9 protein-coding genes are annotated in these 15333 nt (G+C 70.4%); 3 read left to right on the forward strand and 6 right to left on the reverse strand.

The genetic code is table 11. From position 1 onward, the window contains the following. Positions 1–182 precede the first annotated feature (182 nt). Together C566_RS0113230 and C566_RS0113235 are read left to right on the forward strand one after the other, a co-directional pair. Positions 183–1094, forward strand: coding sequence for a universal stress protein (locus tag C566_RS0113230; protein ID WP_018774826.1), 912 nt, complete (start codon positions 183–185; stop codon positions 1092–1094). A gap of 55 nt (positions 1095–1149) precedes the next feature. Beyond that, positions 1150–2157: a zinc-dependent alcohol dehydrogenase family protein gene (locus C566_RS0113235; protein ID WP_026266670.1), complete on the forward strand. Its 1008-nt coding sequence runs from the start codon at positions 1150–1152 to the stop codon at positions 2155–2157. A 41-nt stretch (positions 2158–2198) separates the two neighbouring features. On the opposite strand, the gene C566_RS0113240 is transcribed toward C566_RS0113235, so the two are convergent. The 3 genes from C566_RS0113240 to C566_RS0113250 form a co-directional block, all read right to left on the reverse strand. Continuing rightward, positions 2199–5414 carry an HAD family hydrolase gene (locus tag C566_RS0113240; protein WP_018774828.1) on the reverse strand — a complete coding sequence of 1072 codons (3216 nt, stop codon included), beginning with the start codon at positions 5412–5414 and terminating at the stop codon, positions 2199–2201. 57 nt (positions 5415–5471) lie between these two features. Continuing rightward, on the reverse strand, positions 5472–6446 hold the full coding sequence (locus tag C566_RS0113245; RefSeq protein ID WP_231386362.1) for a polysaccharide deacetylase family protein: 975 nt from the start codon (positions 6444–6446) through the stop codon (positions 5472–5474). A gap of 76 nt (positions 6447–6522) precedes the next feature. Then, on the reverse strand, positions 6523–7614 hold the full coding sequence (locus C566_RS0113250) for an SDR family oxidoreductase (protein ID WP_018774830.1): 1092 nt from the start codon (positions 7612–7614) through the stop codon (positions 6523–6525). Between the two features lie 213 nt (positions 7615–7827). Here C566_RS0113250 and C566_RS21485 point away from each other — a divergent pair, with 213 nt between their 5' ends. Beyond that, positions 7828–9747, forward strand: a complete 1920-nt coding sequence (locus tag C566_RS21485) for a heavy metal translocating P-type ATPase (protein WP_018774831.1) — start codon at positions 7828–7830, stop codon at positions 9745–9747. A 10-nt stretch (positions 9748–9757) separates the two neighbouring features. On the opposite strand, the gene ppsA is transcribed toward C566_RS21485, so the two are convergent. The 3 genes from ppsA to C566_RS0113270 form a co-directional block, all read right to left on the reverse strand. Beyond that, positions 9758–12178, reverse strand: a complete 2421-nt coding sequence (gene ppsA / locus C566_RS0113260) for a phosphoenolpyruvate synthase (RefSeq protein ID WP_018774832.1) — start codon at positions 12176–12178, stop codon at positions 9758–9760. Between the two features lie 58 nt (positions 12179–12236). Next, positions 12237–14924 carry a cation-translocating P-type ATPase gene (locus C566_RS0113265; RefSeq protein ID WP_018774833.1) on the reverse strand — a complete coding sequence of 896 codons (2688 nt, stop codon included), beginning with the start codon at positions 14922–14924 and terminating at the stop codon, positions 12237–12239. 172 nt (positions 14925–15096) lie between these two features. Continuing rightward, positions 15097–15315 (reverse strand): three-helix bundle dimerization domain-containing protein, encoded by a 219-nt coding sequence (locus C566_RS0113270; protein ID WP_018774834.1) that lies wholly within the window; start codon positions 15313–15315, stop codon positions 15097–15099. Positions 15316–15333: the final 18 nt, after the last annotated feature.

Below are 15333 nucleotides of genomic sequence, written 5' to 3' on the forward strand. Positions count from 1 at the left end.
GGAACCGGGACCCGGGTCCGGGTCCGGGTCCGGGACCGTGCCCAGGGGCCGGGTGGCACCGCACCGCAGGCCGCGGGCAGCCCGCGGGACCAAAGCCCCTAGCCATTCCCGGGCCGCAGGGTTCTACTGGGGCTGCACAGAGTGCCGGGCGAAGGGGTGCGTCCGCCGAGCCGGGAGGGAAAATGTCGGCACCCACAGGGCAACAGGGCGGCACCGTGGCGGTCGGCTACGGCGGGTCCGGGGCCGCCCAACTCGCCGTTCGCTGGGCGGCCGAATACGCGGCCGCGGCCGGGCTGAACCTCCTGGTGGTCCATGCCTGGGTGTGGCCGGTATTCACCAAGAACCTGGGCCCCGTCAAAGGGGTGGCCGGCAGCGGGCTGCGGCACTCCGCGGAAGCCATCCTCGCCGAGGGCGTTGAACTGGCCCGCAAGGCCGTCCTCGAAGCAGCCGGAGCCGCGCCGCCGGGCCTCGAGCCAACCGTTTCCGAGAATGGGCCGGAACGCCCGGGCCCCGCCGTCGACGGGCTCATGGAGGCCGGGCTCGCGGCACCCGTGCTGCGCGACGCCGCCCGGGACGCACGGCTGCTGGTAGTCGGCAGCCGGGGCCTCGGCGCCGTCCTGGGCCAGGTGGCCGGCTCGGTCTGCATTGATCTGGCCGGCTCGGCACCCTGCCCGGTGATGATCATCCGGCGCCCGCGCCGCCGTGCCCACCCCGTCGTGGTGGGAGTCGATGCCTCGCCCCGCAGCCCGGCCACGGTGGCCGAGGCCGTCCGCCTGGCCAAAGTCCTGGGCGCCCCGCTGCACCTCGTCCACGTCGAGCCGCTGCGCGGCGGGGCGCGGGAAGAGCACGGCCGCCACGCCATGCTCCAGGGCCAAGAGCTGCTCGACCGCGCCATCGACGAGGCCCGCGGGCTGGCGCCAGGGCTGGAGGTTTCCGGCGTCCTGCGCGAGGGCCATGGCGCCCGGGAGCTCCTCGACGCCGCGGACGACGCCGACGTCCTGGTGCTCGGGACCCACAACCCCGCGGCCGGAGCCGGCAACACGGTCTCCGCCGTGCTGCACAAGGCGCGCTGCAACGTGCTGGTCACCCGCTAGCCGCCGCGAACGTAACCGATGCGGACCTGCACAGGCTGCAGAGAAGGAGGCCGCGGTGCGCGCCTGGCAAGTTGGACGTCCGGGGCCCATGTCCAGCGGGCCCCTCGTGGCCGCCGACCACCCGGACCCTGTGCCGGGACGCGGAGAGGTCCTGCTGAAAGTGCGGGTCTGCGGTGTGTGCCGCACGGACTTGCACCTGGCCGAGGGCGACCTCCCGCCGCGGCACCCCGGGATTATCCCGGGACACGAGGTAGTGGGCGAGGTGATCGGGCAGGGCCCGGGGGCCGCCAGGTTCGGCCTTGGCGAACGGGTGGGCGTGGCCTGGCTGGGCGGTACCTGCGGCGCCTGCCGGTTCTGCCTGCGCGGCCAGGAAAACCTCTGCCTGTCGCCCACGTTTACCGGCTGGGACCGCGACGGCGGGTACGCCGAGCTCATCACGGTGGCGGAGAACTTCGCCTACCGGATCCCGGAGACGTTTAGCGATGAGGAGGCCGCACCGCTCCTGTGCGCAGGCATCATCGGCTACCGTGCCCTGACCCGGGCCGAACTGCCGATCGGCGGGCGGCTGGGCATCTACGGGTTCGGCGGCTCAGCGCATCTGGCCGCCCAAATCGCCCTCTACCGCGGTGCCCGCGTGTACGTCATGACCCGGTCCGCGCAGGCGCGTGCGCTGGCCCTGGACCTGGGTGCGACGTTCGTGGGCGGGGCCGAGGAACAACCGCCCGATCCCCTGGATGCCGCGATCCTCTTCGCCCCCGCGGGCGGGCTGGTGCCGGTTGCGCTCCGTGCTCTGGACCGCGGCGGGACGCTCGCCGTCGCGGGCATCCACCTGAGCGATATTCCGTCCCTGCACTACGCCGACGAGCTCTTCGAAGAGCGCCAACTGCGCAGCGTCACCGCCAACACCAGGGCCGACGGCGAAGAGTTCTTCCGGATCGCCGCCGAGATCCCGCTCCGCCCGACCACTGTGGCGTACCCGTTCGAGGCCGCGGACCAGGCCCTGCGGGACCTGGCGGAGGACCGGATCACCGGAGCGGCCGTGCTGCACCTGGACGCGACGTAGCCCGGAACCATCGCAGGCGAGTCGCTGCAAAAACGCCCAGGTCACGCCCCGCGCGTCCAGCCCGGGGTCCCGGCATCCCGGCGGAACTCGTGCTCCTGGCCCGCCCGGAGCAGCACCTTCTCGACGCCCACCCGCACCAGCACCGGAGACGCGTCCCCCGGGGCGGCCGACACCCGCAGCCGGTCCGGGCCGAGGTGCACGGCCAGCAACTGGTCACGGTAGCGGACCTGGAACTCCACCCGGGACAGCTCGGCGGGCAGCCGCGGGGTGAAGTCCAGGGCGTCCCGGGTGATCCGTAGCCCGGCGAAGCTGCGCTGGATCACGTCGATCGAGCCTGCCATGGCGCCCAGGTGGATGCCCGCGCGCGTGGTGCCGCCCTGGGTATCGTCCAGGTCCGTGTCCAGGGCTTCCCGGAAGGTCGCCCATGCCCGCTCCGGATCGTGCTGCGCCAGCACCGAGGCATGGGTGACCCGGCTAAGGGTGGAGCCGTGCGCGGTCCGGGCCAGGTAAAAGTCAACGGTGGCCGCGATCTGCGCCGGCGCGACGTCGTAGCCCATCCGGCGCAGGAACCCCAGGAGCTGGTCCTCGCCCAGGACATACAGGAGCATGAGGACGTCCGCCTGTTTGGCCAGCCGATAGTGGTTGGTGCTGTCCCCTTCGGCTTCGAGAATCAGGTCCAGCCGTTCGATGTTGCGGTAGGCGCGTCGGTAGTGATTCCAGTCGAGTTCCCGCAGGGCGCCGTAACCGTCGAACTGGCTGATGATGCCGCCGTCGTGGAAGGGAACGAACATGCGACGGCTCAGGTGCGCCCAGGCGTCGATTTCCGCGCCCGTGATCCCCAGCCGTGCCCGGAGTTCCTCCATGTCGAAACCCCGTACTGAATGTATGATCCAGACCGCCTGGTCAAACACCCAGGCCGCCATGATGTTGGTGTAGGCGTTGTCGTCCAGCCCGCCGCCGGGGTTTCCCGGATGGCCGGTGTGGTACTCATCCGGGCCCATGACGCCTTTGATGTGGAACCGGTCCTGGGCGGCGTCGTGCTCCGCCAGGGAGACGAACAGCCTGGCGACGTCCACCACAATCTCGGCGCCGTGCCGGGTCAGCCAGGCCCGGTCCTGGGTCGCTTCGAAGTACTGCCAGGCGTTGTAGGCGACCGCCAGTCCAACATGCCGCTGCAGGCGGGAGTAGTCCGGCATCCAGTGCCCGGAAAGCTTGTTGAACAGGAACTTGGGTGTCTGCTCGGTGCCGTCGCTGCCGCTCTGCCACGGAAAAAGCGCGCCGCGCAGCCCGGCCTTCCGGGCCGCGTCCCGCGCGGTTCCCAGCCGCCGCCAGCGGTAGTCAATCAGCTCGCGGGCCACCGCGGGCAGCCGGGAGTTCAGGACGGGCAGGACGAAGAGTTCATCCCAGAAGATGTGCCCCCGGTAGCCTTCGCCGTGGAGTCCCCGGGCCGGGACCCCGGCATCGAGCTCGGCAGTGTGGGTGGTCAGTGTCTGCAGCAGATGGAAAACGTGCAGGTTCAGGATCAGCTGGGCCTGGGACGGGGCATCGGATTCGATGATGAACGGTGCCAGCAGCAGGCTCCATGCCGCGTCGTGGTCCGCCAGCAGCGCGTCGAACTCCTGGGGTGCGCGCGAGAGCACCGCGAGCGCCCCCGAGACTGGCGAGGCGACGGCGTGGTCCCGGGAGGTGGCGACGGCGGCTGTCTTGGTGACCGTGACGGGGATGCCGTCAGTGACCTGCAGCTCGAAGCGGTGGCTGTACATGCCTCCGGCCGACTCGGGAACCGCGCTGGCCCCGACAGTCCCGGGAACTCCGCCGGAAATCCGGGTCCGCAGCGCCAGGGCGATCCCGATCCTGCTCCCGGACGTCTGCACCTGAACCGTCAGCTCCGCGGCGTCCGAACCGTCCTCCGACGAAGACACCGACGAGGACACCGCCACCGCTGTCAGGTGCCGGTTGGCCAGTTGGGCGTCCTCGGGCACGTTGGAGTTGGTGACGCCGGTGTCGCAACCGCTGCAGATGCTGACGGACCCGCTCCACCCGACGGCGGTCAGCGTGGTTTCCAGTGCGGCCAGGTGGGGCTCGGCCATGGACACGAGCCGGCGCTGGAGTACCTGAAGCTGCCGTCCGGCGTCGTCCACCAAGAGCGCTTCCCGGCTCAGCAGGGCCCGCTTGAGGTCCAGGGTGCGCCGCTCGCTGCGGAGCGTCAGGCCGCCGTCGGACCACCACGCACCGTCGCCCACCCGGACATCCAGCGGCAGCCAGTCCGGGATGTTAACCATGTGCTCGTCCACGGTTTCTACGCCCTGGACGACGCTCGCGAGGCTGTTGTAGACGCCCGCAAGGTAGCTGCCGGGATAGTGGGCGTCCCCCGCGCGGTGTTCCGGGGCGGCGCCGCGGGTGGCGAGGTAGCCGTTGCCGAGCGTGGTCAGCGCCTCCCGGTGCCCTTCGTGGGCAGGATCGAAGCCCTCGTACACCAGCAGCCACGGGTGCGTAATGACCAGCCCGATGTCCAGTTCACTGACGTCTTCAACCACGACGTCGGCGCCCGCGGCTTCCAGCGCGGCCCGCCGCCCGGCCCGGTCGAGGCCGACCACGAGCGCGAATCCCCCACGCCGCCCGGCGTCCACCCCCGCCGCGGCCCCGGCGATCACCATGGCCCGGGCCGGGGTGATCTCCAGCCGGCGGGCGGCCTCCAGGGCCAGCTCCGGCGCTGGCACTCCGGCGGCGCCGTTGTCCAGGGCAGCCTGGCCGTCCACGATGTGGTCAAAGACATCGGCAAGGCCCGCTGCTGCAACGATCGCGGCGTCGTTAAGGCCGGACGTGGCGAGGACCACCGGGATCCGCCCTGCCCGGAGGCGTTCAAGAAGCGCGGCGGTGCCGGGGAAGACGGGGACGGGCCGGCCCGCGGACAGGGCTTCGAAGATCTTGTTCTGGCGCCGCGCGAGCCCGAACGCCGTCCACCCTGCCGGGCTGTCCGCGGGCGAGCCGCGGGGAATGGCGACCCCGCGCGAGGCGAGGAACCCGGCCACGCCGTCCTCCAGGGTCCGGCCCTCGATGCAGCGTGCGAATTCGTCGTCCGTGAGGGACCCGCGCCGCGCGCCGGCGGGAAGCCGGGGGTCCTTCATGAGGTCGTCCACGAGCTGTTTCCAGGCCGCGGCGCGGAGCTCGCCGGTGTCTGTCACGACTCCGTCGAGCTCGAAGATCACGGCATCGACGGGCGCCAGCGCGGCGGCAACTGTGGGCGACTCCGTCATGGCCCAGTCCTATCAGCGATCGGTGCGGGGCGACAGCGGCGTTTGGCCCGGCTGCGCTCAGCCCAGGAGTGCATCGAGGGTGGTGAAGTCGTAGCCGGCCTGGCGGATGCGGCTGATGACCTGGGGCAGCGCATCAGCGTCCAGGGTGGTCCCGTCGTCGGGATTGGAGCCGATATGCATCAGGACTATTTCCCCCGGTTTCAGGCCCGCCAGGACCCGGTCCGCCACGAGCTGCCCTGTCACGCCGCCGCTGGTGCCTTTCCAGCCCAGGGTGTCAACGCTCCAGCGCACCGGAAGATAGCCGAGGTTGTTGGCCGCGGCGATGGTCCTGGCGTCCCGGTCACCGAAGGGAAAGCGGAAGAGCGGCCGTGGGTCCGCGCCGGCCGCCCTTATGGCCTGTTCGGCCGAGCGGAGCTGGTCCGCAATGCCGGCATCCGACAGCCCGGTGAAGGCCGGGTGCGTCATGGAATGATTGCCTACCCGGTGCCCGCCGGCGACGATCGCCGCCACCCCTCCGGGGTTCGCGGCAGCCCAGCTGCCGGTGAGGAAGAACGTGCCCCGCACGCGCGCGGCGGCGAGGCTCTGCAGGATGCCGGGCAGTCCGGCCGAGTTGGCGCCGGCGTCAAAGGTCAGGGCGACGGCGGCGCCCGCACCCGGGATGGTTTCCAAGTCGCGGCCGGCGAGCGCGCCGGGGAACGGCGCCGCGGGCGGCGCCGGAGCGGGAGCTGTCGGTTCCGGGGCGGGCGGCGGGACGGGAACCGGCACGGCCGGAGCAGGCAGGCCGGTGCCCGGGGGCGGCGATGTCGCGCTCGTCAAGGCAGGGGTCTGTGTCCCGGAGGCGGAGGCAGTTGCGGGGACGGAGGCAGTTGCGGGGACGGACCCGGATGCCGTCGCGGTGACAGGCGTGGATGCGGGCGGGAACGCCGTCGGCGTCCCCGGCAACAGCAGGACCGCGGCGCCGGCGGCGAGCAGGCCCAGCGCAGCCACGACGGCCGCGATCACCATCAGCCGGCGCCGGCCGCCCGCAACCATGGACCGCATGGTTCACTGTGGCCTCGCCGGTCACGGCCGGTCCAGTGCTGAAAGGCCCGCGCGGCCGTGTCGCAGCCTAGGAGGCCGCCGGAATCAAGCGGTCCGCACGGTAGCGGTCGAACAGCTGCAGGAACGCGTCTTCCGTGCGGCGGTACCCGGTAAAGCCGGCGAGCCGGCTCTTGCTCATGTCCGTGACCACCTCGAGGTTCCTGCCCAGGTCGCCGTCCGTGTGCCACCAGGATGCCAGCCGTGCCATATCGGGTTCGGCCAGCCCGTGGCGGGCGGCGATGTCCGCCCACACGCCTTCCATGCCGCGCATTTGCTGCTCCAGGGGGCGGGGTTCGTTGAAGTAGCCCACCGGTTCGACCCCGAAGTAGCCTGCCAGCGCAGGCCACATGCGCCGCCAGCGGAAGACGTCGCCGTTGACGATGTTGTAGGCCTCGTCGCTCGCGTTGTCCGCTGTGGCCGCCCAGATCATGTGGTCCGCCAGCAGACCGCTGTCGGTCATGTCCGTGAGGCTGTTCCATTGCGTCTCGGAACCCGGGAAGATGAACGGTTGGCCCAGTTCCTTGCAGATGGATGCCTGAACGGCGAGCGTGAGTCCCATGTTCATGGTGTTCCCGACTGCATGCCCGATCACCGTATGCGCCCGGTGCACGGACCAGCCAAAGTCCTGTTTCGCGGCCGCTGCCCACAACTCGTCTTCCTGGGCGTAGTAGAAGTTCGGCGTCGGCAGCCTCGGCTCGCTCTCCCGGAAGGGGGTGTCCGGCATTTCCCCGGCCGCATACGCTTCAAAGGGGCCCAGATAATGCTTCAGCCCGGTCATGAGGGCGACGTGCCTCACAGGCTTGCCGTTGAGGCTGGCGAGGACGTTCCGCAGCATGCCCGCGTTTGTGTCGATGTTCTCTTGTTCGGTCTTCCGCCTGGACCAGGCGGTGTAGAACACATGGGTGGGTGAAACACCTGCCAGGGCCTCGCGCAGGTTCTCCACGGAGGTCAGGTCCGCGTTCACATGGCGTACGCCGCGGCGGCGGAGGGGATTGCGGGAGAGCCCCACCACGTCCCAGCCCTCCTCGGCGAGCCTGTCCACCAGGGCGGATCCGGCAATTCCGCTTGCCCCCACCACCAGGGCGGTCCGGGTGTCGACGGTCTCTGAACTGCTTTGCACGTCATTCCTCCTGGCATCGGTTGTGCTGCGCCGCGGGACGTTACATTTGTTGGGTCCGGCGCGCCGGCCCGGATTGATCGGGACGGATGTTCTTCCAGCCTCTCATGCCGGGTCCGGGGACGGTCCGGGAGGCTGCCGCGGCAAGCCGGTTGCGGCCGCGCAGTAGGATTCAGGGAGACGCCAAAACTGATACGAAGCTAAGGCGGAACCTCCGTGAAATTCGTGCTCCGGTATCCGCTCGTGGCCGGGACCCTCCTTGTCCTGCTGGCGGTGCTGGTCCTTGTGGCTGCAGGCCAGGACGGCATAGCCCGGGCCGCTGCGAGCGTCTATGCCCTGGCCGTGGCGGCCTACCTCGCCGTCGGGATGGCGCGCCGGCTCGCGGGCGGGCAGTTCGGCATCGACATCCTGGCCGTCACCGCCATCGTCAGCACCGTGCTGGTGGGCGAGTACATCGCCTCGATGATCGTCGTACTCATGCTCGCGGGCGGCACTGCCCTTGAGGACTACGCCGCCGGCCGGGCCAAGGGCGAACTCACCGCGTTGCTCGAACGCGTCCCGCAGACGGCCCACCGGGAGCGCAACGGCTCCCCCGCCGCCGGAACCCACACAGCCGGAACCCACACAGAGAGCCAGCACGAGGACGTGGCGGCCGCCGACGTCGAGATCGGGGACATCCTGCTGGTCAAGCCCGGCGAGGTGGTGCCGCTGGACGGCGTCCTGCTCTCCGAGTCCGGATCGTTCGATGAGTCCTCGCTCACCGGGGAAAGCCTGCCGGTGGAGCGGTCCGCCGGGGACGGCCTCATGAGCGGGTCGCTGAACGGTGAGGCCGCGGTCCGGATGCGGGTCACGGCGCGCATGGAGGATTCGCAGTACAGCCGGATCGTCGCCCTTGTGAAGGAGGCGGCGGAAAGCAAGGCGCCCATGGTCCGGCTCGCTGACCGCTATGCTGTGCCGTTCACGGCCCTCGCGTACGTGCTCGGCGCCGTGGGCTGGATCATCAGCGGCAGCCCGGAACGCTTTGCCGAAGTCCTTGTGGTGGCCACGCCGTGCCCCCTGCTGATTGCCGCGCCGGTGGCATTCCTCGGCGGCATGAGCCGCGCCGCGCACTCCGGCGTCATCGTCAAGTACGCCGGGGTGCTGGAACAGCTGAGCCGGATCAAGACGGCCGCCTTCGACAAGACGGGAACCCTTACGTACGGGCGCCCGTCCCTGGTGCATATCCGGACCGCCGGGCCACTCGCAGAAGACGAGGTCCTGCAGTTGGCGGCGTCCGCGGAGCAGTATTCCTCGCATGTCCTGGCCGCCTCGGTGATGGACGCCGCCCGGAACCGGGCCCTGCCCTTCGCGGCCGCCACCGAAGCCACCGAATTCGCCACCCACGGGGTGCGCGCCAGGTTCGACGGCCAGGACGTGGTGGTGGGCAAGCCCGCGTTCGTCGCGGAGTGGGCGTCCGGCGTGGTGGAGACGGGGCTGGCCAGCGGCGAGCTCGCCATCTACGTCGGTGCCAGTGGAAATTTCGTGGGTTCCCTGGTGATGAGCGATCCCATCCGCAAAGAGGCCCGCCGCACCCTCGGCGAGCTCAAGGACCTGGGCGTGCGCCGGACGGTCATGCTGACCGGGGACGCGCTCGCCACGGCACGGCACATCGCGGACGAGGCAGGGCTCACCGATGTCCGCGCCGAGTGCCTGCCGCGGGACAAGGTCGAGGCCGTCAGGTCACTGCCGGACCGTCCGGTCATGATGGTCGGCGACGGCGTCAACGATGCCCCCGTCCTGGCGGTCGCCGACGTCGGAATCGCCATGGGCGCCCGCGGCTCGACGGCGGCCGGAGAGTCGGCCGACGTCGTGATCATCCTCGATGACCTCTCCAAGGTGGCGACCGCCGTCCGGATCGGCCAACGCACCGTGCAGGTGGCGCTGCAGAGCATCTGGATCGGCATCGCCCTGAGCGTGGCCCTCATGCTGGCCGCGGCCGCGGGCTACGTGCCGGCCATCGCCGGCGCCCTGTCCCAGGAACTGGTGGATCTCGCCACGATCCTCAACGCCCTGCGCTCTCTCGGCCCCGGCCGCCACGGCGCAGCCGCCAGGGTGCGGTCCGGGGAAAGCGCGCGGCGGGCCCCGCTACCGGGATGAGTTTCCCGGCTTACGCCGTCCTGGCTGACGCTGCCTTCGCTGCTTCTGCCTCCGCTTCCGCGATCCGCGGCACGGTCTTGAGGTAGCTGTCCGGATTCAGGGAGATCGAGTCGATCCCTTCCCGCACCAGGAACGCGGCGAACTCCGGATGGTTGCTCGGTCCCTGCCCGCAAATGCCGATCTTGATGCCGCCGGCGTGGGCCTTCCGGATGGCTTCGCTGATCATCGCCATCACGGCCTCGTCCCGCTCATCGAAGAGCGCCGCGAGCTGGCCGGAGTCACGGTCCACGCCCAGGACCAGCTGTGTGAGGTCGTTGGAGCCGATCGAGAACCCGTCGAACCGCGTGGCGAACTTCTCGGCCAAGACCACGTTGGACGGGATTTCGCACATCATGTAGACCTGCAGACCGTTGCTGCCGCGGACCAAACCATGCTCGGCCATCACGGCCAGGACCTTGTCCGCCTCTTGCGGCGTGCGGCAAAACGGCACCATGACAATGACGTTGGTGAACCCGAGCTTCTCGCGGACACGCTTGAGCGCGGCGCATTCGAGCGCGAACCCCTCGCGGTAACGGGGGTCGTAGTACCGCGAAGCGCCGCGGAATCCAAGCATGGGATTCTCTTCCGGTTCCTCGAAGGCGCCCCCGCCGAGCAGGTGGGCGTATTCGTTGGTCTTGAAGTCGCTGAGCCGGACAATCACGGGGCGCGGATAATACGGTGCGGCGATCTTGGCGATGCCCTGCGACAGGGCGTCCACGAAGTACTCGGTCGGGTCCGCATAGGCCTGCGCCAGCTCCCGGATCTGCTGCGTCTCGGCGGGGTCCGTGACCCGTTCCGGGTGGACCAGTGCCATGGGATGGACGCGGATCAGGCTGCTGATGATGAATTCCATCCGGGCGAGCCCGACGCCGTCCGCCGGCAGCCGCCACCACTGGAAGGCCGCGGCCGGGCTGGCGATGTTGACCATAACCGCAGTGTGGGTTTCTGGCAGCGCGCCCAGGTCCACGTCTTCCGTTTCAAACGCCAGGGTGCCGTCGTACACGCGGCCCAGATCGCCCTCGGCGCAGGAGATCGTCACGGGCCGTCCCTCGGCCAGGACGGCCGTGGCGTTGCCGGTTCCGACGACGGCGGGCACACCCAGCTCGCGGCTGACGATCGCCGCGTGACTCGTGGGGCCGCCGTGGTCCGTGACGATCCCGGCGGCCCGTTTCATGATGGGCACCCAGTCGGGGTCGGTCATTTCGGTCACGAGGATGGCGCCGTCGCGGAACTTCGCGATGTCCGCCGCGGTCCGGATGACGCAGGCAGTGCCGTGCGCAATGGAGTCGCCGATGGCCGCGCCGGCAGCCAGCACCGTCCCCTGTTCCAGCAGGTGGTGGACCGTGAATCGGGGACCAGTCCGGAGCGACTGGACTGTCTCGGGCCGGGCCTGGACCATGAAGAGTTCCCCGGTCTCGCCGTCGCGGGCCCATTCCATGTCCATGGGCCGGCCGTAGTGGTTTTCGACCGTGACGGCCCAGCGGGCGAGGGCAAGGATCTCGGCGTCGCCCAGCACGAAGGCACGGCGCTCGGCCTCCGAGGTGTCCACCATCCGGGTGCGGGCGCTCCCGCCGCGGCTGTAGACCATTTTCCTGGCCTTGGAGCCGAGGGATTTCTCGATGATCGGGGCGATGCCCTCCGCGGCCGCGGACTCCGTCAGGAGCGGCTTGAAGACCAGGTACTTGTCCGGATTGATGGTGCCCTGGACGACGGTTTCGCCGAGGCCCCAGGCCGCGCTGATGACGGCGGCGCGGGGAAACCCCGAGTCGGTATCGATGGAAAACATCACCCCGGATGCCCCGACGTCGGAGCGCACCATCCGCTGGACGCCGATGGAGAGGGCGACGTCCATGTGGTCGAAGCCCTTGACCTCGCGGTAGCTGATGGCCCGGTCCGTAAAGAGTGAGGCGTAACAGCGGCGGCAGGCGTCCAGCAGTTCCCGCTCACCCGCGATGTTCAGGAAGGTCTCCTGCTGCCCGGCGAAGCTCGCGTCCGGGAGGTCCTCCGCCGTCGCACTGCTGCGCACCGCCACGGCGAGCCGGTCCAGGCCGGCCCGGTCCCCCAGCGTCCGGTAGTGGGCGCGGATGGCTTCGGCGATGTCGTCGGGGAACTCGCTGGCCAGGAACAGCTCCCGGACAGCCTCGCCGGTGGCGCGCAGCGTGGCGGCCCCGGAGCGGTAGGCGGCAATGCGCGATCGCATGGCGGCGTCGATCCCGTTGGCCGCGACGAACGAGCGGTACGCGGCGGCCGTGGTGGCGAACCCGTCGGGGACCCGTACCCCCTCGCTTTGGAGGGTCCGGATGAGCTCGCCGAGCGAGGCGTTCTTCCCGCCGACCCGCGGGACGTCGGCCATGCCGATCTCGTCAAACCACATCACGGGCGATTCAGCCATGTCGGAACTCCTGTGCGTTGTCGGTGGACCCATACTGCGCGGGACCGGTGTCCCGGGGTCAGGGGCTTTGGACCCGCGCGCCGCCGCCGGCTCCGGTGCCGCCTGAGGGAAAGCCGCCGGCGGGAGAGCTTCCGGGGGAACCAGCCCGGCGGTGGCGGACGATCTTATACAGCCAGTCGGCGAGCAGGACGGCGGGAACGGCGGCCAGCGCCACCGCCAGCCCGCCCGGCGTTGGCGGCGCCTGGCCCAGCAGCGCCGCCAACGGTCCGAGGAACAGGAACACGCACAGCAGCCCCAGCTCGGCCAGCACGGCCCACAGCAGCAGCCTGTTGGTGAACCAGCCCAGCCGCCAGGGCGGGACGGTGGCACTGCGGCAGGCGAAGGCGTTCGCCAGCTGGGCCAGGACAACCGTGGTGAAGGCAGCTCCGGACGCCGCCATGAGCACGTCGCTAGCCGGCAGCTCGGCGCCGGGCCGCCACCCCGCACCGAGCAGCACCACCGTGTACGCCGTCATTTCCATCAGCGCCTCCACCGGTCCCAGCAGCCCAAACACCCGGAACATGAGGGCGCGGTCCATCAGGTGCCGGCGCTCGGGCGGCCGCTTCAGCGTCCCCTTGCTGGGCGCCTCGCTTCCCAGGGCCAGGGCGGGCAGCAGGTCGGTGCCGATGTCCAGGGCCAGGATCTGCAGCACGCCCAGCGCCAGGGGGAAGTGGCCGCCGGACAAGGCCCAGATGACGAAGGGGGTGAGCTCCGCGACGTTGTCCGTCAGGTGGTACGTCAGGAAGCGCCGGATGTTCGCGTAGGTGGCACGGCCCTGCTCCACCGCGGCGATGATCGTGGCGAAGTCGTCGTCCAGCAGCACGAGGTCGGCGGCCTCACGGGCGACGTCGGTGCCGCTGCGTCCCATCGCGACCCCGATGTCGGCCTGCTGCAGCGCCGGGCCGTCGTTGACACCGTCGCCGGTCATGGCCAGGACATGCCCGCGGCCCTGCAGGAGCCGGGCCACGCGGAGCTTCTGTTCCGGCGTCACCCGGCTGACCACCACTCCGTCGCGGTCCAGCAGGGCGGCCAGGACGGCGTCATCCCCGGGCAGGTCCGGTCCCTGCAGCACGGTTTCCGTGGGGCCGAGCAGCCCTGTCTCGCGGGCGATGGCGGCGGCGGTGAAGGCGTGGTCGCCGGTCACCATCGCCACTTTGATTCCGGCGTCGCGGGCGGCTTGGAGTGCCACTTTCACCTCGGTCCGGGGAGGATCGTGCAGGCCCATCAGGCCGAGCAGCGTCAGCCCGGCCTCGACGTCTTCCAGCTTGAACGTGGCGCCGGGCGGCCCGGGCAGGCTGCGCTGGGCGACGGCGAGTACCCGCAGGCCACGGGCGGCCATCTCATCGACCATGTCCATGGCCCGGTCCGGGCCGGGATCCGAAGCCCCGCCGCCGGGGGCCAGGCACAGCGGAATCACGGACTCCGGGGCCCCCTTCACGAAGAGGGCGGTGCCGACGATTGCCGATTCCCGAAGCCGGCGGGAGTCGAACGCGTACCGGTGCGACGGCGTCGGCCATTCCGGCTGTTCGCCCGGAAGGGCGAGGCGGACGGCGAGCGCGTCGATGGCCGCCTCCATCGGGTCCCCCTCGGCTATCCAGCGGTCTTCGTGGAGGACGGCGCGCCCCACCGAGGCGGCGCGGGCAGCGACGCTGAGCCGCCGGGCTTCTTGAAGGCCGCCGCCCGTGATCTCGGCTTCGGGGCCGTAGCCCTGGCCATTGATGGTCAGCAGCCCGGACGGGGTCCAGACCTCGACGACGTTCATCCGGTTCTGCGTCAGGGTTCCGGTCTTGTCTGTGCAGATGAAGGTCGTGGAGCCGAGGGTCTCCACGGCTTGGAGGTTGCGCACGAGCGCGTTGCGCTTGGCCATCCGCTGCGCGCCGACGGCCAGGGAGAGCGTGACGGTCGGCAGCAGGCCCTCGGGGACCAGCGCGACGGCCACGCCGATGGCGAACAGGAAGGCATCGCGCCAGGAAATGCCGATGACGAGCGAGAGGACGAAGAACAGGGCGCCGATGCCCAGGGCCATGGTGGCGGTGATGCGGACGATTCTTTGCAGTTCCAGCGACAGCGGGCTGGTGGGGGGTTCGACTTTACCCGTCAGGGACGCGATCTCCGCGAGCCGGGTCTGGCCGCCCGTCACCGAGACCACGCCTTCGGCGTGCCCGTTGACCAGGAAGGTCCCGCCGAAGGCGGCGTCGCCCGGGTTTTTGGCGACTGCCTCGCTTTCGCCCGTGAGCATCGACTCGTCCACCTCGCAGCCGGTGGCCAGGGCAAGCCGGAGGTCCGCCGGAACGCGGTCGCCGGCGACCAGCACCACGACGTCGTCCGGCACCAGTTCGGTGGAGTGGACCTTGATGACGCGGTGGTCCCGGCGGACCGACACCATGGCCGGGAGCAGTTCGCGGAGCTTGGCGGCGGCGTGCTGGGCCCGTTCCTGCTGGATGTAGGCGAACACCCCGTTGATCAGGATCACCGCCACGATGGCGATGCCCAGTTCCGGCATGCCGGCAATGATCGCGAAGACGGCCGCCACCCAGAGCATGATCGCGAAGAAGTGGGTCAGCTCAGCCAGGAGCCTCCGCCAGCCGGGGACCGGACGGGGCTCGGGCAGTTTGTTGGCACCGCATTGCTTCAGCCGTCGGGCAGCTTCGTCGGTGCTGAGTCCGGCGACGGCTGACAGCGAGTCCTGCCCCGGCCCGGGATTCACCCCCGCGCTCCGCCCCTCACGGGCACTGCAGGCCGGCCGCCGCCGTCGAAATCGCCGGAAGGCTGCGTGCCCGCCGGAATTTTACGGCGGTGTGGCGCGTATCCGGCGAACTCGCGGATGCCGAGTGGCGCGTATCCGGCGAACTCGCGGCTAGGGAGCGGCGTCACGTGCGTCAGTCGTCGGCGGCGCTGAGCCCGAACTCGCTCTTCAGCCGCACGCGGGCGCCGCGCTCAACGAGTGTGGGTATGTAGGTCCTGATCCGGCCTGCGTTCAGGGCATCGAACTCCTCGCCGACAATCCCGGCGATGTGCATCCGCGGTACGTGCGGAAACCTGGCAGCCAGACGCTCGACAACCTGATCAATGCTGGGTTCTTTCGCATCGTCCGTCACTTCTTCAGTGTGGAGCGG

The sequence above is a fragment of the Arthrobacter sp. 131MFCol6.1 genome (genome assembly GCF_000374925.1).
Lineage (GTDB): Bacteria > Actinomycetota > Actinomycetes > Actinomycetales > Micrococcaceae > Arthrobacter.

Coding starts and splice junctions, on each gene's coding strand:
- C566_RS0113230 (WP_018774826.1), top strand. CDS start 183: ATGTCGGCACCCACAGGGCAACAGGGCGGCACCGTGGCGGTCGGCTAC.
- C566_RS0113240 (WP_018774828.1), bottom strand. CDS start 5,414: ATGACGGAGTCGCCCACAGTTGCCGCCGCGCTGGCGCCCGTCGATGCC.
- C566_RS0113245 (WP_231386362.1), bottom strand. CDS start 6,446: ATGGTTGCGGGCGGCCGGCGCCGGCTGATGGTGATCGCGGCCGTCGTG.
- ppsA (WP_018774832.1), bottom strand. CDS start 12,178: ATGGCTGAATCGCCCGTGATGTGGTTTGACGAGATCGGCATGGCCGAC.